This window comes from Citrobacter sp. Cpo091 (assembly GCF_030332645.1).
In the GTDB taxonomy this organism is placed as follows: Bacteria; Pseudomonadota; Gammaproteobacteria; order Enterobacterales; family Enterobacteriaceae; genus Citrobacter; species Citrobacter portucalensis.
Map to the genome: position 1 here is coordinate 1058124 of NZ_JAOWHL010000028.1, position 19683 is coordinate 1077806.

Annotated in this window: 21 protein-coding genes; 8 read left to right on the top strand and 13 right to left on the bottom strand. The window is 47.5% G+C overall.

From position 1 onward, the window contains the following. The first annotated feature begins 94 nt into the window (after positions 1 to 94). Complete coding sequence (locus OGY04_RS08615) at positions 95 to 1015, top strand: Kdo(2)-lipid IV(A) acyltransferase (protein WP_003036136.1); 921 nt, start codon at positions 95 to 97, stop codon at positions 1013 to 1015. A gap of 155 nt (positions 1016 to 1170) precedes the next feature. Beyond that, positions 1171 to 2391, top strand: coding sequence for a multidrug efflux MFS transporter MdtG (gene mdtG / locus OGY04_RS08620; RefSeq protein ID WP_032942948.1), 1221 nt, complete (start codon positions 1171 to 1173; stop codon positions 2389 to 2391). A 64-nt stretch (positions 2392 to 2455) separates the two neighbouring features. Here mdtG and OGY04_RS08625 read toward each other — a convergent pair whose 3' ends face one another. Continuing rightward, positions 2456 to 3787 (bottom strand): sensor domain-containing diguanylate cyclase, encoded by a 1332-nt coding sequence (locus tag OGY04_RS08625; protein ID WP_286585113.1) that lies wholly within the window; start codon positions 3785 to 3787, stop codon positions 2456 to 2458. Between the two features lie 692 nt (positions 3788 to 4479). Between OGY04_RS08625 and OGY04_RS08630 the strand changes: the two genes are divergently transcribed. Then, a complete protein-coding gene (locus tag OGY04_RS08630) occupies positions 4480 to 4857 on the top strand; it encodes a MysB family protein (protein WP_286585164.1) in 378 nt (125 codons plus the stop codon). Here OGY04_RS08630 and OGY04_RS08635 read toward each other — a convergent pair whose 3' ends face one another. The 3 genes from OGY04_RS08635 to mdoG all read right to left on the bottom strand — a co-directional run bounded on the left by OGY04_RS08635 (position 4858) and on the right by mdoG (position 9218). Next, the gene (locus tag OGY04_RS08635) at positions 4858 to 5085 is read right to left on the bottom strand and encodes a YceK/YidQ family lipoprotein (protein ID WP_003832117.1); all 228 of its coding nucleotides are present in this window, start codon (positions 5083 to 5085) and stop codon (positions 4858 to 4860) included. A gap of 76 nt (positions 5086 to 5161) precedes the next feature. After that, positions 5162 to 7690 (bottom strand): glucans biosynthesis glucosyltransferase MdoH, encoded by a 2529-nt coding sequence (gene mdoH / locus OGY04_RS08640; RefSeq protein ID WP_048235662.1) that lies wholly within the window; start codon positions 7688 to 7690, stop codon positions 5162 to 5164. Next, a complete protein-coding gene (mdoG, locus tag OGY04_RS08645) occupies positions 7683 to 9218 on the bottom strand; it encodes a glucans biosynthesis protein MdoG (protein ID WP_286585166.1) in 1536 nt (511 codons plus the stop codon). Before mdoG ends, mdoH begins: the two co-directional genes overlap by 8 nt. A 271-nt stretch (positions 9219 to 9489) precedes the next feature. On the opposite strand from mdoG, the gene mdoC reads away from it, so the two are divergent. Beyond that, positions 9490 to 10650 carry a glucans biosynthesis protein MdoC gene (gene mdoC / locus OGY04_RS08650; protein WP_286585114.1) on the top strand — a complete coding sequence of 387 codons (1161 nt, stop codon included), beginning with the start codon at positions 9490 to 9492 and terminating at the stop codon, positions 10648 to 10650. Positions 10651 to 10669: 19 nt separating this feature from the next. On the opposite strand, the gene OGY04_RS08655 is transcribed toward mdoC, so the two are convergent. The 6 genes from OGY04_RS08655 to csgB form a co-directional block, all read right to left on the bottom strand. Continuing rightward, on the bottom strand, positions 10670 to 12160 hold the full coding sequence (locus OGY04_RS08655) for a phospholipase D family protein (RefSeq protein ID WP_375167792.1): 1491 nt from the start codon (positions 12158 to 12160) through the stop codon (positions 10670 to 10672). Next, positions 12093 to 12635 carry an O-acetyl-ADP-ribose deacetylase gene (gene ymdB / locus OGY04_RS08660; protein WP_003832103.1) on the bottom strand — a complete coding sequence of 181 codons (543 nt, stop codon included), beginning with the start codon at positions 12633 to 12635 and terminating at the stop codon, positions 12093 to 12095. Before ymdB ends, OGY04_RS08655 begins: the two co-directional genes overlap by 68 nt. Before the next feature lie 100 nt (positions 12636 to 12735). Further along, positions 12736 to 13056 (bottom strand): YmdA family protein, encoded by a 321-nt coding sequence (locus tag OGY04_RS08665; RefSeq protein WP_100272659.1) that lies wholly within the window; start codon positions 13054 to 13056, stop codon positions 12736 to 12738. Between the two features lie 150 nt (positions 13057 to 13206). Further along, complete coding sequence (gene csgC / locus OGY04_RS08670; RefSeq protein ID WP_020996502.1) at positions 13207 to 13539, bottom strand: curli assembly chaperone CsgC; 333 nt, start codon at positions 13537 to 13539, stop codon at positions 13207 to 13209. A 60-nt stretch (positions 13540 to 13599) separates the two neighbouring features. Then, the gene (csgA, locus tag OGY04_RS08675; RefSeq protein ID WP_008784338.1) at positions 13600 to 14049 is read right to left on the bottom strand and encodes a curli major subunit CsgA; all 450 of its coding nucleotides are present in this window, start codon (positions 14047 to 14049) and stop codon (positions 13600 to 13602) included. A 40-nt stretch (positions 14050 to 14089) separates the two neighbouring features. Beyond that, positions 14090 to 14545 carry a curli minor subunit CsgB gene (gene csgB / locus OGY04_RS08680; protein ID WP_032941802.1) on the bottom strand — a complete coding sequence of 152 codons (456 nt, stop codon included), beginning with the start codon at positions 14543 to 14545 and terminating at the stop codon, positions 14090 to 14092. Between the two features lie 760 nt (positions 14546 to 15305). Here csgB and csgD point away from each other — a divergent pair. The 4 genes from csgD to csgG are packed head-to-tail and all read left to right on the top strand — an operon-like array spanning position 15306 to position 17657. Continuing rightward, entirely contained in the window at positions 15306 to 15956 is a 651-nt protein-coding gene (gene csgD, locus OGY04_RS08685) for a biofilm master transcriptional regulator CsgD (protein WP_003832092.1), read from the top strand. A gap of 4 nt (positions 15957 to 15960) precedes the next feature. Further along, on the top strand, positions 15961 to 16359 hold the full coding sequence (csgE, locus tag OGY04_RS08690) for a curli production assembly/transport protein CsgE (RefSeq protein WP_008784336.1): 399 nt from the start codon (positions 15961 to 15963) through the stop codon (positions 16357 to 16359). A 25-nt stretch (positions 16360 to 16384) separates the two neighbouring features. Continuing rightward, a complete protein-coding gene (gene csgF / locus OGY04_RS08695) occupies positions 16385 to 16798 on the top strand; it encodes a curli production assembly/transport protein CsgF (protein ID WP_003832089.1) in 414 nt (137 codons plus the stop codon). A 25-nt stretch (positions 16799 to 16823) separates the two neighbouring features. Beyond that, on the top strand, positions 16824 to 17657 hold the full coding sequence (gene csgG, locus OGY04_RS08700; protein WP_003036082.1) for a curli production assembly/transport protein CsgG: 834 nt from the start codon (positions 16824 to 16826) through the stop codon (positions 17655 to 17657). Positions 17658 to 17703: 46 nt separating this feature from the next. Here the strand turns inward: csgG and OGY04_RS08705 are convergent, their stop codons facing one another. The 3 genes from OGY04_RS08705 to OGY04_RS08715 form a co-directional block, all read right to left on the bottom strand. Then, the gene (locus OGY04_RS08705) at positions 17704 to 18186 is read right to left on the bottom strand and encodes a DUF1097 domain-containing protein (RefSeq protein WP_032934412.1); all 483 of its coding nucleotides are present in this window, start codon (positions 18184 to 18186) and stop codon (positions 17704 to 17706) included. 101 nt (positions 18187 to 18287) lie between these two features. Beyond that, positions 18288 to 18842 (bottom strand): TorD/DmsD family molecular chaperone, encoded by a 555-nt coding sequence (locus OGY04_RS08710; protein ID WP_003832084.1) that lies wholly within the window; start codon positions 18840 to 18842, stop codon positions 18288 to 18290. A gap of 23 nt (positions 18843 to 18865) precedes the next feature. Next, on the bottom strand, positions 18866 to 19603 hold the full coding sequence (locus OGY04_RS08715; protein WP_008784332.1) for a phosphatase: 738 nt from the start codon (positions 19601 to 19603) through the stop codon (positions 18866 to 18868). Positions 19604 to 19683: the final 80 nt, after the last annotated feature.

The following is a 19683-nucleotide window of genomic DNA, read 5'->3' on the forward strand; positions in this document are numbered from 1 at the left end:
GCGGAATTAATCACCGTTCTCCCGTCACAAATTTTTGATACGCGCGAAAAAATGCGACAATACAGGGAATTGGTCGTTTGAAGACAGGATAGACATGACGAATTTACCCAAGTTTTCGGCTGCGTTACTGCATCCACGTTATTGGTTAACCTGGCTGGGTATTGGCATCCTTTGGTTAATCGTGCAGTTACCCTACCCCATCCTCTTTAAGTTGGGCTGTGCATTAGGTCGACTGGCGCTACGTTTGATGAAACGTCGGGCAAAAATTGTTTCCCGAAATCTGGAACTGTGCTTCCCGCAGATGAGTGAGCAGGAACGCCAGCAGATGGTCGTCAAAAACTTTGAATCAGTAGGCATGGGCGTAATGGAAACCGGGATGGCCTGGTTTTGGTCCGATAAGCGTATTTCGCGCTGGACGGAAGTGATCGGAATGGAACATATCCGTGACGTTCAGGCGCAAAAACGCGGGATTCTGTTAGTGGGTCTGCACTTTCTGACTCTGGAACTGGGTGCGCGCCAGTTTGGCTTGCAGGAGCCGGGTATTGGTGTGTATCGCCCTAATGACAATCCGCTGCTGGACTGGCTACAAACCTGGGGCCGCATGCGCTCGAATAAATCAATGCTCGATCGTAAAGACCTGAAAGGGATGATTAAAGCCTTGAAAAAGGGCGAAGTGGTCTGGTACGCGCCGGATCATGATTACGGCCCTCGCGCCAGCGTGTTTGTACCACTTTTCGCCGTTGAACAAGCCGCAACAACCTCAGGGACCTGGATGCTTTCACGCATGTCCAATGCCTGCCTGGTACCGTTTGTTCCCCGCCGCAAACCTGACGGTAAAGGGTATCAATTGATTATGTTGCCTCCAGAATGTTCACCACCGTTGGACGACGCAGAGACTACAGCTGCGTGGATGAACAAAATTGTTGAGCAATGCATCATGATGGCGCCAGAGCAGTATATGTGGTTGCATCGTCGCTTCAAGACGCGTCCTGAAGGCTCCCCTTCTCTGTACTGACGCAGAGTTGCAGCCCAGTGGGCTGCAACCCGCTCTCTACCCGTTTTAGGTTTAACTGCTATCCGCATTGCAGCAACTATCAACCAGGCGCATAATTAGCCTGCTTACTTATATTCAATCGATAGCGCAAACAGCGCATCACACTGCGGATCGCTATGTCACCCTCAGATGCCCCCATAAACTGGAAACGCAACCTCACCGTTGCCTGGTTAGGTTGTTTTTTAACCGGAGCAGCATTTAGCCTGGTCATGCCCTTTTTGCCTCTTTACGTCGAGAGTCTCGGCGTCACGGGTCATAGCGCCCTGAATATGTGGTCAGGCCTGGTCTTCAGCATCACCTTTCTCTTTTCAGCCATTGCTTCTCCTTTCTGGGGTGGCCTTGCCGATCGCAAAGGACGAAAAATCATGCTGCTGCGTTCCGCGTTGGGCATGGCAATTGTGATGCTGCTGATGGGACTGGCGCAAAATATCTGGCAGTTCTTAATCCTGCGCGCCTTGTTAGGGCTGCTTGGTGGATTCATCCCCAATGCGAATGCACTGATCGCCACCCAGGTTCCACGCAATAAAAGCGGCTGGGCACTGGGAACGCTTTCAACCGGTGGCGTTAGTGGCGCACTGCTCGGGCCGCTAGCTGGCGGCCTCCTCGCGGATCAGTACGGATTACGCCCGGTATTTTTCATCACCGCCAGCGTGCTGCTGGTCTGCTTCATCCTGACGCTATTTTTTATCCGCGAGCGTTTCCAGCCGGTGAGCAAGAAGGAGATGCTGCACATTCGTGAAGTCGTGGCCTCTTTAAAGAACCCCAAACTGGTGCTGAGCCTGTTTATCACCACTTTGATCATTCAGGTAGCCACCGGTTCTATCGCGCCAATACTGACCCTGTACGTTCGAGAGTTGGCTGGCAACGTCAGCAATATTGCGTTTATCAGTGGGATGATAGCCTCTGTCCCCGGCGTTGCGGCATTAATCAGCGCCCCGAAACTTGGCAAATTAGGCGATCGAATTGGCCCGGAGAAGATCCTGATCGTCGCGCTGATCGTTTCTGTGTTACTGCTTATTCCGATGTCATTTGTCCATACGCCCTGGCAGCTTGGTGTTCTGCGCTTTTTATTGGGTGCGGCCGACGGCGCTCTGCTCCCGGCGGTACAAACGCTGCTGGTTTACAACTCGACCAATCAAATAGCTGGACGTATTTTCAGTTATAACCAGTCATTTCGCGATATCGGTAACGTAACAGGACCTCTAATGGGGGCAGCGATATCCGCCAACTACGGTTTTCGTGCCGTTTTCTGTGTGACCGCGGGCGTCGTACTGTTTAACGCCCTGTACTCGTGGAATAGCCTGCGCCGTCGTCGGAGTACAGAGGTCGTGGGATGATTTGTGTATTTGTATTCGCCGGTTCGGAATAATAAACTTATCTTACACGGCGTATATTTCAACCTTAATGATAATAGTAACACACCTTATTTCTGCCAGAATTTTTGGCTTCATACAATGCGGCATCGGCGTATGAAACAACTTTATCCGCTGATTCATCATCAATTTTACTGCAATATACACCGATACTTATCGTCATTTTTTCTTTTAACTCATACGAATTTGGTATTGTCGTAGCATTCTCTACATTTCGCCTAATTCGCTCTGCAACAACAATTGCCTCATCTTTATCGTTACACTTAAGAAGGATCGCAAATTCTTCGCCGCCTACTCTGGCAAAAATATCCGTATCTCTGATTGATTTATTGACAATATCGACAATGCTGATTATCACTCTGTCACCTTCCTGATGACCGTAAGTATCATTAATCCGTTTGAATTTATCAATATCCAGAACCATTACACATACTGTGCCTTTTGCTAATGATGATTTTAATGACTTATAGAATAGTTTACGATTATATATTTTAGTCATTGCGTCTTTAATAGCTGAATCCGTTTCTTTTTTTAAGATGATGAAGGTGTTGTACATCAGTATTGAGATTATACACAGGGCACTTATCACCTCAATCCCCCGGCTTACATACCAAATATACATGCTATATTCATCCAGGCTCAGAAGTAGTACATTGGTCAATATTGCTGAGCAACACAGTAGCCCTATACTTTTCCACAAGATGTTATGCGTTCTGGTTTTAATGATTAAATACAACAGGACCAGTCCCCAGGATACAATAAGCGAATAAATGTACCCAATATGCCAGTGCACGGTGACATTATCAGGCTTCAGGCTTGTGATCTCGAGTGTAAAATTAGGGTTGTAACTGGCCAGAGCGTGCGCCACCACCGCGATAACAAGCATGATTAAAAAAGACAGAACGATATAGCAAGGTTCTCTTTCTTTGGTTTCAATAACTGTCGAGGATACTTTATAAGATTTTAATGAAACAAATAGCAGAGCAATGAAACTAATCTGCCGAAAGTAATAGAATATGGCTATATCGTTAGTTCTTTTTTCGATTGAGGCATAATCATTAATCAAGTCCTGAACGATGTAGATAGTCTCGATGAAAAATATGTTATTCCCAAGAAACGCCATGCCTAATATCATAAGGCAGGTGAGATCTTTTCTACAAAGATACTGGAATAACATAAACAGGAAGATTATCCCATATAAAAAGAATAACCCTACAATTATAATCAGATATACTGTTTGCGGCACACTTTGTATCGTTAATTTAAATTGTGTAAGACACACTCCACCAAGAACATAGCTAGCCAAACAGATTATATAGAAAGCCATTAACCTTCTATTATTTGAATTGCCGTTATCCATAACAACCTTAAGGGCTCTCTTAATTTTGCATTTTATATAATAAAGCATAAGATTTTGCAAACTATTATATCTGCACAGATTCAATGACACTAATTCATTTCTTATTTAATGGTTTCTTATAGATTTATAACCTTTGTCATTAATAACATTTTATTATGTATACTATTTTAGTATCACTCACACCATTCACAGCCCCCATACACAAAAGATACTTTGTCACTACCAGAGACACCACTAAGTTTAGCCACTTTCATTGATTGCCCCTGCGACACTTCCGTATTGGGCATTAATTTTCTTCTTTATTTTTATTAAGTTATGAAATATTACGTCATAAGCGATCGGATTCCCCCTCTAAAACACATAAAAGATAACGTTTAACCCTGAAGATTTCCTTATATAACGTCATTTTTTAATTTTTCGATTTTCATTACTACATTGCAAACCACATACATTACTATTTTTTCTTGAATTTTTTTCCTGATATTACGTCGGCTTCAGTATCTGCCAATGTAAATTTTTTCATAAACAACCGAAGTTACTTTCCCCCAGTCTCGTAGGCATTGCAGGCAGTAATCATCTGATTGAGTGAGCCATGCAGCTAACGGGTTTGACGCTCTGCGGATCGCCGTCTATAGATTGAATCATCCCCCTTTATTGTTCGCCTTAGGAGAAGAAATATGGCAAAGAATGACATGAATTTTTATGCCACGTTGGAAGAGGCTATTGATGCAGCTCGTGAAGTGTTTCTGGCTGATAACCCTGACCTTGAGTCAGACGACGCCAGCGTTCAACAGCTAAGCGTCCAAAAATACGTGCTACAGGATGGCGACATTATGTGGCAGGCGGAATTCTTTGCTGACGAGGAGGATGTAGATGGTGAATGTCTTCCAATCCTGAGCGGAGAAGCGGCCCAGAGCGTTTTTGATGGCGACTATGATGAAATTGAAATCCGCCAGGAGTGGCAGGAAGAAAATACGCTTCACGAATGGGATGAAGGTGAATTCCAGCTGGAACCTCCCCTTGATACTGAAGAGGGACAGACCGCAGCCGATGAATGGGATGAGCGATAATTACTCGTAAGGTCCATGATGTATGTCGAGCGGCAGCAGCAACGTATCAAACACCAGCGAAAATGGCAGATCGAGGATAGTGACGTAGCGCCATGCGGAGTCCCTAACATCCCATTGCACGCCAGGATAGTATTGGTTTCCGTGTCCTTGCCCTGGGATGGTACGACTAATAATGCTGCCGCATCCGCTCAGGAAGAAGATCATTATTCCTACAGCCAATATTCGCACCTGCTACCTCACGACTCATTCTATTCAATATAAAAAAATACCGGCACCAGGCCGGTATTTTCACGTTACAGAACGCTTATTTTTTCCTGAGCGCCAGCGGGTTCAGTGTCAGTCCCTGATAGTAGTTCACCCACGAAGAATACTTATCAGGTGAATTCCAGACACGGTAATGTAAACGCGCCATGGTCACCGGATCGCTCAACAACACCAGGCGACGATCGCGATTCAGTTTCTCCGGCGTTTCGTTCAGTGCCTGTTCCACATGACGATCGCGTGCAATCTCCAGCACGTTGCTGGCGCGGTGGCGTGCAGTCGCCATGGCCGTGGCCAGTGCGTTAAACGACGGATTAAACACCGCATGCATAAAGCCATCGTCCAGCGTACGTTTACGGTTCATCACCAGATAAGTATCGGTATCCACCAGCACCTGCGGCGGAGAATACTCTTCCGGGATCAGGAACAGCTTCCAGCGCTTGGTACGTAACCCCACCGTGGAACGGCTGGAAATCACGGAAACAAACGGTGACAGGATCAGCGAGAAGACAATCGGTGCCAGCCAGAACAGGAAACGCAGATCCAGCCAGGCCATACCCACAGCCCACACCAGCCCCAGCAGTAACTGAGAACCGTGACGCATAAACGCTTCACCCCACGGGGTCGAATCGTCATCACGCTGCGGCGAATTCCACACAACTTCCCAACCGAGGAAGGCACTCACGACGAAGACGGTGTGGAACAACATACGCACCGGCGCCAGCAACACGGAGAACAGAACTTCCAACAGTAGCGACAGCGTGACGCGGATAAACCCGCCGTACTCTTTCGTCCCTTTACACCAGATGAGCAAAATACTCAGCAGCTTCGGCAGGAACAGCAGCACCATCGTTGAAGCAAACAGCGCGATCGCCAGTTCAGGTCGCCACTGCGGCCAAACCGGGAACAGCTGACGCGGTTGCAGGAAGTACTGCGGCTCCGTCAACGCATGCACCACCTGCAATGCGGTAGAGAGCGCGAGGAACATAAACCAAAGCGGCGCAGACAGATAGGACATTACACCGGTCAGGAATACCGCACGGTGAACCGGGTGCATCCCTTTCACCAGGAACAAACGGAAGTTCATCAGGTTACCGTGGCACCAGCGGCGGTCGCGCTTGAGTTCATCCAGCAGGTTCGGCGGCAGCTCTTCATAAGATCCCGGCAGATCGTAAGCAATCCACACACCCCAGCCAGCACGACGCATCAATGCCGCTTCCACGAAGTCATGGGAGAGGATCGATCCCGCAAACGAGCCTTCGCCCGGTAACGGCGCGAGCGCACAGTGCTCGATAAATGGCTTCACGCGGATAATTGCGTTGTGGCCCCAATAGTGTGATTCCCCTAACTGCCAGAAGTGAAGCCCGGCGGTAAACAGCGGTCCGTAAACACGGGTCGCAAACTGCTGGCAGCGCGCATACAGCGTATCCATACCGGAAGCCTTCGGTGAAGACTGGATAATCCCGGCATTCGGATTCGCTTCCATCAGACGCACCAGGCCGCTCAGACAGTCACCACTCATCACTGAGTCAGCGTCCAGCACCACCATGTAGCTGTACTGATTTCCCCAGCGACGACAAAAGTCATCAATGTTGCCGCTTTTACGCTTCACGCGACGACGACGACGGCGGTAGAAAATCTGTCCTTCGCCCTGCACCTCAGCAATCAGCTCCATCCACGCTTTTTGTTCTGCCACGCAGATATCAGGATTGTAGCTGTCGCTCAGGATATAAACATCGAAATGTTCGGCGTTGCCCGTTGCTTTGACCGATTCCCACGTGGCGCGAAGTCCCGCAAATACGCGGTCAACGTCCTCGTTACAGATAGGCATAATCAGCGCGGTACGGTGTTCGGGATTCAGCGGTTCGTCCCCGACCGTTGAGGCCGAGATACTGTACTTATCTCGTCCAATCAACAGTTGCAGGAAGCCCATCAGCGCGGTCCAGAATCCCGCAGACACCCAACAGAAAAGCACGGCAAACAAAATGAGAATTCCGGTTTGCAGCATGTAGGGCAGCAGTTGCATAAAGGAGACCCACAAGTTCTGTCCCATCATGTCTACCGGATTAATAAATGCCCACCCCTGATACGGGAGGATCGTCTTCATATACCAGGTTGCTACGACCGTTTGCGCCAGCGTTAGAATCAACAGCGTATAGCGGCGGATGGTGCCTACGGTACGCCATTTTTGCTCGCTTTCCTGTTCTTCTTTCGTCAAACGCGAAAGATAACGCGGCGTCACATCGCGCCCACGCAAGCGATCCCAAAAACGACCAACCGGGTTGGTACGCCAGGGATCGGGGAACATAGAGGTACGCGTTGCTTTTGGCATCGCCTGCAGCTGATCGCGGCCCTCATCGTCCTTAACCAACTGCTCTTTAGCCAAAGAATCCGGCCATGCTTGCTCAAGGCGAGCTTTCACAGAACCCTGCGGTGAATCATCTTCGCGCGAGTAAGTACGATGCTCGGCATCCAACGCCTGATGAACGGCGCGGATGTCAGTTTTCGGCAGTGCCGCTTTCTCGATATCCGAAAGCGGCATTGCGTCAATATACTCAGTTGTCTTATTCATTGGCAGGTAACTGGTAGCTCCAGGTTTCACTCAGCGTCTGATCGGCATTGACCAAGGCAGCACGCATTTCAGTGGTTTTCTTCACGTCTTTCACTTTCACGCGCAGCATCAAACGCCAACCCTTAGATACCGGGTTATAGCGCACAGTGCTTTCAACGATTTCACCGTTGTCGCCAATACTGGTTTGTGCGGTAACCGGGGTATCCTGCGGCAGCTTTTTCATATCTGTGCCGGTAAAGTCCACCACAAACGCGATGGTACCGTCAGGCTGACGAATCAGGTTGGACTGTTTTACATCACCGGTAGAACGACGAGTCTGCTGTACCCAGGCGCTTTCCGGCGCATGAAGCTTGTCTTCATCACGCGTGAACGTCAAAGTGTACTTGAAGTTCATCTCTTTGCCCGCTTCAGGCAGTTGATCCGGCGTCCAGTACGCAACGATGTTATCGTTCGTTTCATCGTTAGTTGGGATTTCAACTAACTCAATCTTACCTTTACCCCAGTCACCTTTTGGCGTGATCCAGGCGCTTGGGCGCAGATCGTAACGATCGTCGATATCTTCAAAACGCGAGAACTGACGGCCACGCTGCAACAGTCCGAATCCTTGCGGGTTTTCCATTGCGAAGCTGCTCACCGCGAGATGTTTCGGGTTATTCAGCGGACGCCAAATCCACTCCCCATTGCCCGCGTGGATAGACAAACCGTTAGAATCATGCAGTTCCGGACGATAGTTTGTCGCCGGAGACGGCTGGTTCGGTCCAAACAGGAACATACTGGTTAACGGTGCCACACCCAGTTTGCCCACTTTGTCGCGCAGGTAAACTTTGGACTGAACATCAACGACCGTGTCACGGCCTGGAATAATGACAAAACGATACGCTCCGGTTGCACGCGGAGAATCCAGCAAAGCATAAATGGTTAAACGTTTATCAGTCGGTTTCGGACGTTCGATCCAAAACTCACGGAAGCGGGGAAATTCTTCACCAGAAGGCAGAGCGGTATCAATCGCGAGGCCACGCGCTGACAGGCCGTAGACCTGACCTGCACCCAGAACGCGAAAATAGCTGGCACCGAGCATGCTGACGATTTCATCGTTTTTATCTTTGCTGTTGATCGGATACAGCACTTTGAACCCGGCGAAGCCGAGATCTTTTACCGTGTCTTTATCATGCTGAACATCGCCAAAACTAAAATAATCCGGGCTGTATTTGATTCTTTTCACCGCCGTGGCGGTAACTTCGTTGATTTTGACCGGCGTGTCGAAGTACATACCCTGGTGGTAGAACTCGAGCTTAAATGGGGTCTTGAGATTGCTCCAGTACGCTTTATCGCGATTGAACTGGATCTGTTGATAATCCGCATATTTCATGTCGCGGAAAACGGAGGGCAAGTTACTTTTTGGCGCCTCATAGCCTTTCCCGGCTAAGGATTGAGCTTGTTTTGCAACATCATCAATACTGAACGCCCAGCTCGATGATGTGTACAGCGTTAACATGACTGCTGCACCCAACCAACGCATTTTCATCATTTGTAGTTTATGTTTCATAATTAGTAAGCACTTCCCCCTTTGTGTGCTTATATTGATCCGATCCATTTTAATGGATAATCGGGTACTCCGACAACTGAATCCCTGTATTGTTCGCGCGCTGGCTCATGGTTTAAGCAGGTTCATCTGCCTGTTTTCACTTTGCGTGCTTATCCTGGAGACAGGTTGTTGGACTTCGTGTAGGGTTGCCCTCGAATGTAACCATTATTCGTCTTAGGGATAAGACGAAAAGTCTGAGAATACGTAACTGTCTATGAGCTCTGTATCACCACCACGTGAATATTTTCTTGACTCCATCCGTGCCTGGCTAATGTTGTTAGGGATCCCATTCCATATTTCATTGATCTACTCCACCCACACCTGGCACGTGAACAGCGCAGAACCGTCATGGTGGTTAACCCTTTTTAACGACTTTATCCATGCATTTCGCATGCAGGTCTTCTTTGTCATTTCAGGTTATTTTTCCTACATGCTTTTTTTGCGCTATCCGTTAAAACGCTGGTGGAAGGTGCGTGTAGAACGCGTGGGGATCCCCATGCTGACCGCGATTCCGCTGCTTACGCTGCCGCAATTTATCATGCTGCAATACGTGAAAGGGAAAGCAGACAGCTGGCATACCCTCAGCGGCTATGACAAATACAATGCGCTGGCCTGGGAGCTGATTTCCCATCTGTGGTTTTTACTGGTTCTGGTGGTGTTAACGACCCTGAGCATGTGGGTGTTTACCCAGATGAAAAACAGACTATCGCGTGGAGACGGTACCCCTGCATCGGGGGTGTCAATGACCAAATTAACGCTGATTTTTATATTGTTGGGTGTCGGCTATGCCGCCGTCAGAAGAACGATTTTCATCCTCTACCCTTCGATTCTCAGCGATGGCATGTTTAATTTTATCGTTATGCAAACGCTGTTCTATGTGCCTTTCTTTATGCTCGGTGCGCTGGCGTTTATCAATCCGAATCTGAAAGCACTGTTTACCACGCCATCGCGCTGCTGCACGCTAGGCGCCGCATTCGCATTTGTCGCATACCTGCTCAATCAACGTTACGGCAACGGCGATGCCTGGATGTATGAAACCGAATATGTCATTACCATGGTCATGGGGCTATGGATGGTGAATGTCGTCTTTTCGCTTGGCCACCGTTTACTGAATTTCCAGTCGGCTCGCGTGACCTATTTTGTCAACGCGTCGCTGTTCATCTATTTGGTGCACCACCCGTTAACGCTGTTTTTTGGCGCGTATATCACACCGCATATCAAGTCGAATCTGCTGGGTTTTCTCTGCGGTCTGCTTTTTGTGGTTGGAATTGCGGTCATACTGTACGAAATCCATTTACGGATCCCGGTGCTGAAGTTTCTCTTTTCGGGTAAACCGCCCATTAAGCAGGATAAAAACAAGGCGGTAGCCGGTTAGTTTTCTTGCATTGAATGGTTCAGAGCAGCCATTCAATGGGCAACACGGATGCAAGCCTCACCAGAACCCGCTTCCAGAATCCTGTAGCGGGTTCTTTTTTCAGTACCTTTTCGCTGCCAGAAAGCCGATCAACCCAGTTGATTCTGCCCCAACGGTCAAGACGTAGTTGCCAGGCCATGTCACGCTGACTTTGCATAAAACGTTTATGAATCAACTCGGCCAGTACTTCACTCTCAATCACAAACCCCATTTCCGTATTGAGCAGCGTTGAACGGGGATCAAAATTAAGCGATCCTATAAACACTTTACGACCGTCAATACTGAAGGTTTTCGCATGCAAGCTGGAGCCTGAATTACCGGTTAATCCCCGGTCATGAACTGCTGAAACGCGATCGCGGGTTGGTTTGAGCTCGTATAACTCCACACCGTAGCGCAAGAGTTTTTTTCGCCAGCGCGCGTAGCCTGCGTGAACAACCGCGACATCATTCGCTGCCAGAGAATTAGTTAAAATTGCGATCTTAACGCCTTTTCTCACCAGTCTCAGGAGCTGCGCCACACCGGCGCGAGTTGGTACAAAGTAGGCGGAAATAATATCAATACGCTCGGTGGGAGATCCCATCACGTCAAACAAACGCTGTGGTAATAGTGAGTGGCGCGGCGCTTTCCCCTCTCCTTTTGCAGGATCATCACTCAGCAAGCGCGTTTTCGCCCAAATTAGCGGCAGCGACCTCTGATCGAGATGGGTCATAAACTGGCTGGTTTCCAGCTTATGTAGATAGCGACGCGTGATGTCATCATTATACCAGGATTCGGGAAGTTCGATTTTTTGCGTAGAAGCTGGTTCAGCCACCTCAAGTACGTTTTGCAATGTTGAAACCGAGCGGCTGTGCCAGTAACGCTCAAAGTCGTCTGCAACATCCTGGACAACCGGTCCAATAGCCATAACGTCCAGATCGGAAAACAGTGGTTGTTCGCCTGCGCCAAAGTAGGCATCGCCTATATTTCGCCCCCCCACAAGAGTTACGACGCCGTCAGCGGTATAACTTTTGTTGTGCATACGCCGATTCAACCGGGCAAAATCGGTTAAATAGCCCAGGGCACGCAGGATGCGAAAGGAAAAGGGATTAAACAGGCGAACTTCAATATTAGGGTGATTGTCCAGCAAACGCAGCGTGTCATCCAGACCTGGCGTGTTGTTATCATCCAGCAACAAACGCACCCGGACGCCCCGCTTCGCTGCGGCCAGCAAAACGGAAAATAACAATAGCCCGGACATGTCGCTTTCCCAGATGTAATACTGAACATCCAGGGTACGTTCCGCCATTTCCGTCAACCGATAGCGAGCAGCAAACGCATCCAGGCTGTCATCCAACGTCAGAATGCCGCATTCTCCCGGGTGGTTTACGCATAGCGGCGTGATGGCACGCTCAAGTCGCGTCATATCAGTCCGTGCGTTCATCGCCTTGTTGGGTAAGTAATCTCTTGTATAGTCGAGCGTTTTCTTCATCAAAGCACACGAAGTATATTTGATCGGGTAGCGTACGTCGGGTGATAAATTTCAACACCGTTTTCACCGCGATCTCTGCCGCTGCAGCACGTGGGTAACCATAAGCTCCGGTGCTTATAGCAGGAAAAGCAATGGATTGATAACCATTGGCTAAGGCCAGTTGCAATGTATTTAGATAGGCCTCTTCAAGTCGTTCAGCCTCGTGGTGATCACCGCCTTGCCAGACGGGTCCTACGGTGTGAATAACTGCTTTTGCCGGAAGCGCGCCAGCCAACGTGATAACGGCATGCCCGGTCGGGCATTCTCCCTGTTGTTGTATAACCTGTTTGCAGGCCTCCAACAACGCAGGCCCGGCAGCACGATGAATCGCGCCATCGACTCCACCTCCTCCCAGTAACGAGGAGTTGGCCGCATTGACGATCACATCTACCGCGATCGTCGTAATGTCGCCCTGTAACACATGAACACGCGATTGCATAAGTTCCCCCTGACAAAACACTCTCCGTTAAGTGTACAGCAGGGTTTTCCTTGAAATCTCACTTTTTAGCCATAAGCGTGCATACCTACGCCAGAATGATTCATTTATATTCAATATTCAGAATAGCCATGCTTTTCTGTTCATTGAGGTAATGCATTTTCACCGTGGCAATTTGTTGCACACTCTGAGGCGCTGTCGTGACCTGTTGCAGGTCGTAGAGACTATTACTCATCGTGCCATCACGCATACATGACAATTCAATCTGTTGTTGTCGAGTGTTAACGTCGCAAGGTGCTTCAACTATTGCACCACGAAAATGAATTACCCCGCCGGGTAAGATTTGCGTCGCCATTGCGGGGAGGGTTAAAAGAGAAAAAGCCCACAAACCGGTATTTAAAATACGCTTTAATAATGTACACATAAGGGTTCCTCAATGATTAATCATCCTTGAGGGATCGCAATGATCCTTCACCGCTGCGAGTTACGATCAAATAAAACGTTTGTTCGTTTCTATATTCATAGAACAGCACTGCACTCCCAGCCACACCCTTAATGCAAATCCGGCAAAAAATTATGGGTGACTGTTTGAGTCAGGCCATTGTTGCGACAGATGCAGAGACTGCCCGTCAGAAACGGTAACGATAATTTTGACCGAATCCTCCGGTGAAATATTAAAGCTCATTTTTGTTAATTCAATTGGCCGATTAGCAGGGACCGAAAGGCTTGTTTTCTGCTGTGACTGACTTTGTCCGCCCTTTCCTTTACGTACGGCAAGGACTTGCACTTCACATACGCACGGTTGAGCTAATGTCACCTGAGGAATAATGGTGTACATGTCACCTTGCTGAGTTGTATTGAATGTTATTTGATTTGCCAACGCGGCAATGAGTAATAGCGTGTGCATAATATTCTCCCGAAAAAAAACAGGGCTTTCGCCCTGTTTATTATCAGTCAGAAAACTGAATTAGTGCTGGTTAGCTGTAGCATTGTTGCCATAACCAACCTGCTGAATCAGCACATTGGAGTCAGACGCTGTCTGATTAACCACAGCACCGTTACGACCACCGAACTGAGTTACGCTGATATCAGCATTTTTTGCATTCCACTGATTGATATCAGCACTGTTCTGGAAGCCGGTCTGTTTCAGGCTAATGGTACTGTCATCAGCACCTTGGCCGACGGTCGCACCGTTACCATGTCCGTGTTGTGTGATAGTCACGTCTGATTTACGTGCATCACTTTGCAGCGCATTCGCAACGTTACTAGAACCAAATTGGTAAATACTCATTGAAGAGTCTGGGCCATAGTTGCTACCGCCACCATGATGATTACCGCCCCATTGCGGAACAACACCTGCCAGAGCACTGCCAGAAACTACGATTGCTGCGAATGCTGCCACTTTTAAAAGTTTCATGGTAAACCCCCATCGGATTGATTTAAACGTCGTTTATGGATTAGCGTTGAGTAACGCGAATTGCCATTTGCGACTGTCTCTGCACCACAACTGCTGTTTTTTGTGTACCGTACTGGGTAATATTGGCTTTATTACCAGAGCCTTTCTGGATAATCATCGCCGTATTACCGTAAGAGCTTTGTTTAATACTCGCATCATTAGAGCTACCCGTTTGATCAATATATGCAAAGTTATTTGATCCCGTCTGGTCTGTTTTCGCCCGGTTACCTGAACCTTCTTGCGAAATGACCGACAATAACTTGGTGCCCTCCTGGCGAGTATTTGCACTATTAGCAGTACCAACCTGACCAATAATGGCTGCCTGATTAAATGAAGACTTACTTAATTCATTTACCGCAAAGTTATATTCTGAATTAGCTAAATCATAACTGGTTGCGGATGCAATCCCAGGCACTCCCAGTATTGTAAACATCATAAATAACAACTTGTTTTTCATGTTGTCACCCTGGACCTGGTCGTACATGAAGTTAAATTAATTACCACTCAAATTGTTGTTAACATGACTTACATTTGTTAACGCCACGTTACGATGAAGAGTATGTCCGTGGAAACATTTTAAATAACTCACCCGCGAGTGGTATTTTTATATCCGGATTCACACCAAAGTACTAATTAACAGTGAATAACACCGCTTCAGGTCTGGCTTTTATTTTTATTTTGCTATCAGTAATGAATTTCTATGCAGTCACTGAGAAAGTGCATTTTGCACGATATCAGGGCCTCTCAGTACAACGTCGAGATAGACATCGGTACAAGTCGTGACAAAGGTCATTTTTTTCCATCTAAAATTGACCAACGTAAATTGAGACAAGGATTTTAGAATTCATTAGAAATCTAAAACTCAACATCTATTAATTAAATGATTTAAAATCAATGGGTTACTATAATTTGTATGATTTTTTAAATCTATGCAGCAAAGGTAAAATGTACAACTTTCCTATCAAATCTAAACTCTAATAAAACCATAAAATCACATTTCAATATATAATTTTACAAGTTGTTACATGTTTAACACTTGCTTTAAGATTTGTAATAGCTAGATTGAAATCAGTTGAAGTCCATTTGTTTTAATATTTTCACCCCTTTGGGTCGATATTTTATATCTACACAGCAGTGCAACATCTGTCAGTACTTCTGGTGCCTCTATTTTAGTAGAGACAGCTGTCAGGTGTGCGACTAAAAAGTGGAGTTTCATCATGTTTAATGAAGTCCATAGTATTCATGGTCATACATTATTGTTGATCACAAAACCTTCTTTGCAGGCAACTGCATTATTACAGCATTTAAAACAATCACTGGCACTCACCGGAAAACTACATAATATTCAACGTTCTCTGGATGATATATCCTCCAGCTGCATTGTTTTACTGGATATGATGGAGGCAGATAAAAAACTGATCCATTACTGGCAAGATAATTTGAGTAGAAAAAACAACAATATAAAGACGTTATTGTTGAATACTCCTGATGATTACCCTTATCGGGATATCGAAAACTGGCCGCATATCAATGGTGTTTTTTACGCAACTGAAGACGAGCAGCGTGTCGTAAGCGGCTTGCAGGGTATCTTGCGCGGTGAATGTTACTTCACGCAAAAACTTGCCAGTTATCTGATCACGCACTCTGGAAATTATCGTTATAACAGCACGGAGTCGGCACTGCTGACGCACCGTGAAAAAGAGATCCTTAATAAATTGCGTATCGGCGCCTCAAATATTGAAATCGCTCGCTCACTGTTTATCAGTGAAAATACGGTAAAAACACATCTTTATAATCTTTTCAAAAAGATAGCTGTCAAAAACCGTACGCAGGCGGTCTCATGGGCCAATGATAACCTCAGGCGATAAAGCCATGAAACGGTATTTGACCTGGATTGTGGCAGCAAATTTATTCTTTGCTGCCGGGAGTCTGCACGCAGCGACAACCGTAGAGGTGGAGGTTCCCGGGCTGTTAACTGACCACACTGTCTCTTCAATCGGGCATGATTTTTATCGGGCCTTTAGTGATAAGTGGGAAAGCGAGTACACAGGAAACTTAACCATTAATGAAAGACCCAGTGCGCGTTGGGGAAGTTGGATCACCATAACGGTCAATCAGGACGTTATCTTCCAGACTTTTTTATTTCCGACGAAAAAAGACTTCGACAAAATTGTAGTCTTCGCATTGGCACAAACTGAGGAAGCATTAAATCGCCGGCAAATAGATCAAACACTATTAAGCACTAGCGATTTAGCGCGTGATGAATTCTAAAACATGATTTTGTCCGGAGGCTTTCATGCGTGTTAAACATGCAGTGGTTTTGCTCATGCTAATTTCACCATTAAGTTGGGCCGGAAACATGACGTTCCAGTTTCGCAACCCAAACTTTGGTGGCAACCCGAATAATGGTGCTTTTCTGTTGAACAGCGCCCAGGCCCAGAACTCATATAAAGATCCAAGCTATGACGATTACGGTATTGAAACCCCGTCAGCTCTGGATAACTTTACTCAGGCGATTCAGTCACAAATTCTCGGTGGCCTACTCACCAACATTAATACCGGTAAACCAGGAAGAATGGTGACCAATGATTTTATCATTGATATCGCCAACCGGGACGGACAACTGCAATTGAATGTCACCGACAGGAAATCGGGGAAAACTTCGACAATTGAAGTGTCGGGTTTACAAACACAGTCGACCGACTTCTAAGTTATAGCCACGAAAGGAAATAATCATGCAGCGTTTACTTATCATGGTGGCAGTAATTTTACTCAGCGGATGTTTAACAGCTCCGCCTCAAGAAGCCGCTAAGCCGACATTAATGCCCCGAGCCCAAAGCTATAAAGACTTGACGCATCTGCCTATGCCTACAGGTAAGATCTTTGTGTCGGTATACAACATTCAGGATGAGACTGGCCAATTTAAACCTTACCCGGCAAGTAACTTCTCAACCGCCGTCCCGCAAAGCGCCACGGCTATGCTTGTCACTGCATTGAAAGATTCTCGTTGGTTCGTCCCACTGGAACGTCAGGGGTTACAGAACTTGCTTAACGAACGCAAAATCATTCGTGCAGCTCAGGAAAACGGTACGGTTGCGATTAATAACCGGATCCCGCTACAGTCCCTGACCGCGGCAAACGTCATGGTTGAAGGGTCAATTATCGGTTATGAAAGCAACGTTAAATCGGGTGGTGTCGGTGCACGTTATTTTGGTATTGGCGCCGATACGCAATACCAGCTCGACCAGATAGCGGTAAACCTGCGCGTAGTTAACGTCAGCACCGGTGAGATCCTGTCGTCAGTGAATACCAGTAAAACCATTCTGTCTTATGAAGTACAGGCTGGGGTGTTCCGCTTTATTGACTACCAGCGTCTGTTGGAAGGTGAAATTGGCTACACCTCTAACGAACCGGTTATGCTTTGTCTGATGTCAGCGATTGAAACGGGCGTTATCTTCCTGATTAATGACGGCATCGATCGCGGATTGTGGGATTTGCAGGATAAGAAACAAGTTGATAATGACATCCTGGTTAAATACCGTCATATGTCGGTACCGCCAGAATCCTGATGGGTCTATACAGCATAAAAAGCGTGAGGAAAACCCTCACGCTTTTTTATTTACTGGTCAGCGTCGACGATATTCTATTTTCACGGCGAGATGCCAGCCACAGACCACTGTTTTTCATTGCATAGCCGAATACGAGGCCCAGTGCCAGTGACGGTACAACCAGTCGCCAGTCGCCCTGCCCTGCAAATGTTGCACATGCGCCAATGAACGTGCCCGGTACAAATGAAAGCAACCATTGCTTTGCCTGGATACACATCAGAAACGCGACAATTCCTGTCATGACATAACCAATAATGTCCATATGCGGAGCAAGCGCGCTACCGTTAATAATCACCAACGCCCACACCACACCGCTTAACAGCGTACACGCCGAGATCCACAGTCCTTTTAACCCACCTTGCGGGCAGGCGAAATAAGCCGTGCAACCCAGAAAGCCAGCCCAACTGAGTAAACCAAGAGAAACGGCCACCCATCCCCAGATCCCGGAGAGAATGCCCGTTGTGATTGCAATTGAGAGAAGTATGTTCATGCCGCGCATCTTAGCAGAAAAACGGCATGGTAATGAGATCGCGCACACAATTTATGCAAGCTTATAAATTGAGTTGCACTATTGGGTGACGCACGTCACATTTATTCGTCTGTATCTTCCTGCAATTCGTCCCACATCGCACCAATGGCATCACGCGTCAGCGGTGCTATCGTACGCCAGAAAGGCGTGTTCGCGTGCGCTTCAACTTTACCAAGGAACGTACCGCACCAGGGCAGCAAGTAGTCTACAAACAAGGTTTCAAGCGCCTCACTTTCATCTTCCGCAGACTGGTCTTCAAGCCATGAAGCCGCCAGCAACAGCGTACCAATGTGATCTGCCGGTGTATCAGCAAGCGGCATGCCCCGGGCTGAAAGAAATGCACGAACATCGGATTCTTTCGCCCCTTCTACCCAGGCACTACGATAAGGCGGCACTGCACACTCGTCACCGACAAACAGCGCGTTGTAATCTGCAGCCAGCTGGGGCATATCGCAGCTCTTCTGTAAACGGGTGAGCAGTTCGTCCTGTTCCAGCGGCCAGTTGGCGGACAGTTTACCTTCACTAATCAGGGTAAACAGGGGAACCAGTAAAGGGTCCTGCGGTTGGCGGTAAAACAGCGAGCCCAGTACACGACACAGGATAGAAAACTCGTTCATTGATATATTCCAGTTAGTAACAATTACAGTTCAGCAAATTCCGCGATCGGCTCCATGCCTCGCGATTCCAGAAACGCCAATAGACGTTTAGGTGTGACGTTTAAAATTCTGTCTTCAGGGAAATTAACATCATCCAGGATTTTACGGCATTCGCCAAATTCTCCCAGCGTGAAAGCGGTATGTGAATCCGACCCTAACGCCACCCATCCACCAGCATCACGCACAGCCGCAGCAACCGCACGGCAATTATCCTCACTGCCCTTACGCGAATGCAAAAACGAAGAGTTATTGATTTCCAGTGCAACCTGGTACTTTGCCGCCGCCTGCGCAATTGCTTTAATATCAACAGGATATTTTGGATTTCCCGGATGACTGATGATGTGCACATTACCGCTGGCCATCGTAGCTATCATTGCCTGGGTATTGGTGTCTTTATCGTGAGGTGCAAAAACCGGCTCATGGAAGCCCGCAATAATGAGGTCCAGGGAGGTAAACATCGGACCTGAACAGTCAATTTCACCTTCAATATTCTTAATATTGGCTTCTATTCCACGCAGGATCCCCACGCCATCCACGACACGCGGCCAAATACGCATATTGATAAAGTGCCAGTGGTGAGGTGCATCCGCCATGTCCGGTCCATGATCGGTAATGGCAAATAGCTTGATGCCTTTGCGACGAGCTTCCGCGATGTAATCACTTAAGGTGCTGTAGGCGTGGGTGCTGGCGACGGTATGCATATGCAGGTCAACGGGATACATAACTCTCTCCTGTAGTCATTTTCCGTCAAGGATAGCAGGTATCGCCGCCATTAATACCCTAAAAATTCGAGTCGCAGGCA

What these genes read in the sequence shown, in the direction of transcription:
- OGY04_RS08665 (WP_100272659.1), bottom strand. Translation starts at nt 13,056, where the DNA reads ATGTGTACATTATTAAAGCGTATTTTAAATACCGGTTTGTGGGCTTTT.
- csgG (WP_003036082.1), top strand. Translation starts at nt 16,824, where the DNA reads ATGCAGCGTTTACTTATCATGGTGGCAGTAATTTTACTCAGCGGATGT.
- OGY04_RS08705 (WP_032934412.1), bottom strand. Translation starts at nt 18,186, where the DNA reads ATGAACATACTTCTCTCAATTGCAATCACAACGGGCATTCTCTCCGGG.
- mdtG (WP_032942948.1), top strand. Translation starts at nt 1,171, where the DNA reads ATGTCACCCTCAGATGCCCCCATAAACTGGAAACGCAACCTCACCGTT.
- OGY04_RS08630 (WP_286585164.1), top strand. Translation starts at nt 4,480, where the DNA reads ATGAATTTTTATGCCACGTTGGAAGAGGCTATTGATGCAGCTCGTGAA.
- csgE (WP_008784336.1), top strand. Translation starts at nt 15,961, where the DNA reads ATGAAACGGTATTTGACCTGGATTGTGGCAGCAAATTTATTCTTTGCT.
- csgA (WP_008784338.1), bottom strand. Translation starts at nt 14,049, where the DNA reads ATGAAACTTTTAAAAGTGGCAGCATTCGCAGCAATCGTAGTTTCTGGC.
- csgC (WP_020996502.1), bottom strand. Translation starts at nt 13,539, where the DNA reads ATGCACACGCTATTACTCATTGCCGCGTTGGCAAATCAAATAACATTC.
- csgB (WP_032941802.1), bottom strand. Translation starts at nt 14,545, where the DNA reads ATGAAAAACAAGTTGTTATTTATGATGTTTACAATACTGGGAGTGCCT.
- csgD (WP_003832092.1), top strand. Translation starts at nt 15,306, where the DNA reads ATGTTTAATGAAGTCCATAGTATTCATGGTCATACATTATTGTTGATC.
- OGY04_RS08615 (WP_003036136.1), top strand. Translation starts at nt 95, where the DNA reads ATGACGAATTTACCCAAGTTTTCGGCTGCGTTACTGCATCCACGTTAT.
- mdoH (WP_048235662.1), bottom strand. Translation starts at nt 7,690, where the DNA reads ATGAATAAGACAACTGAGTATATTGACGCAATGCCGCTTTCGGATATC.
- csgF (WP_003832089.1), top strand. Translation starts at nt 16,385, where the DNA reads ATGCGTGTTAAACATGCAGTGGTTTTGCTCATGCTAATTTCACCATTA.
- ymdB (WP_003832103.1), bottom strand. Translation starts at nt 12,635, where the DNA reads ATGCAATCGCGTGTTCATGTGTTACAGGGCGACATTACGACGATCGCG.
- OGY04_RS08625 (WP_286585113.1), bottom strand. Translation starts at nt 3,787, where the DNA reads ATGGATAACGGCAATTCAAATAATAGAAGGTTAATGGCTTTCTATATA.
- mdoG (WP_286585166.1), bottom strand. Translation starts at nt 9,218, where the DNA reads ATGATGAAAATGCGTTGGTTGGGTGCAGCAGTCATGTTAACGCTGTAC.
- mdoC (WP_286585114.1), top strand. Translation starts at nt 9,490, where the DNA reads ATGAGCTCTGTATCACCACCACGTGAATATTTTCTTGACTCCATCCGT.
- OGY04_RS08710 (WP_003832084.1), bottom strand. Translation starts at nt 18,842, where the DNA reads ATGAACGAGTTTTCTATCCTGTGTCGTGTACTGGGCTCGCTGTTTTAC.
- OGY04_RS08715 (WP_008784332.1), bottom strand. Translation starts at nt 19,603, where the DNA reads ATGTATCCCGTTGACCTGCATATGCATACCGTCGCCAGCACCCACGCC.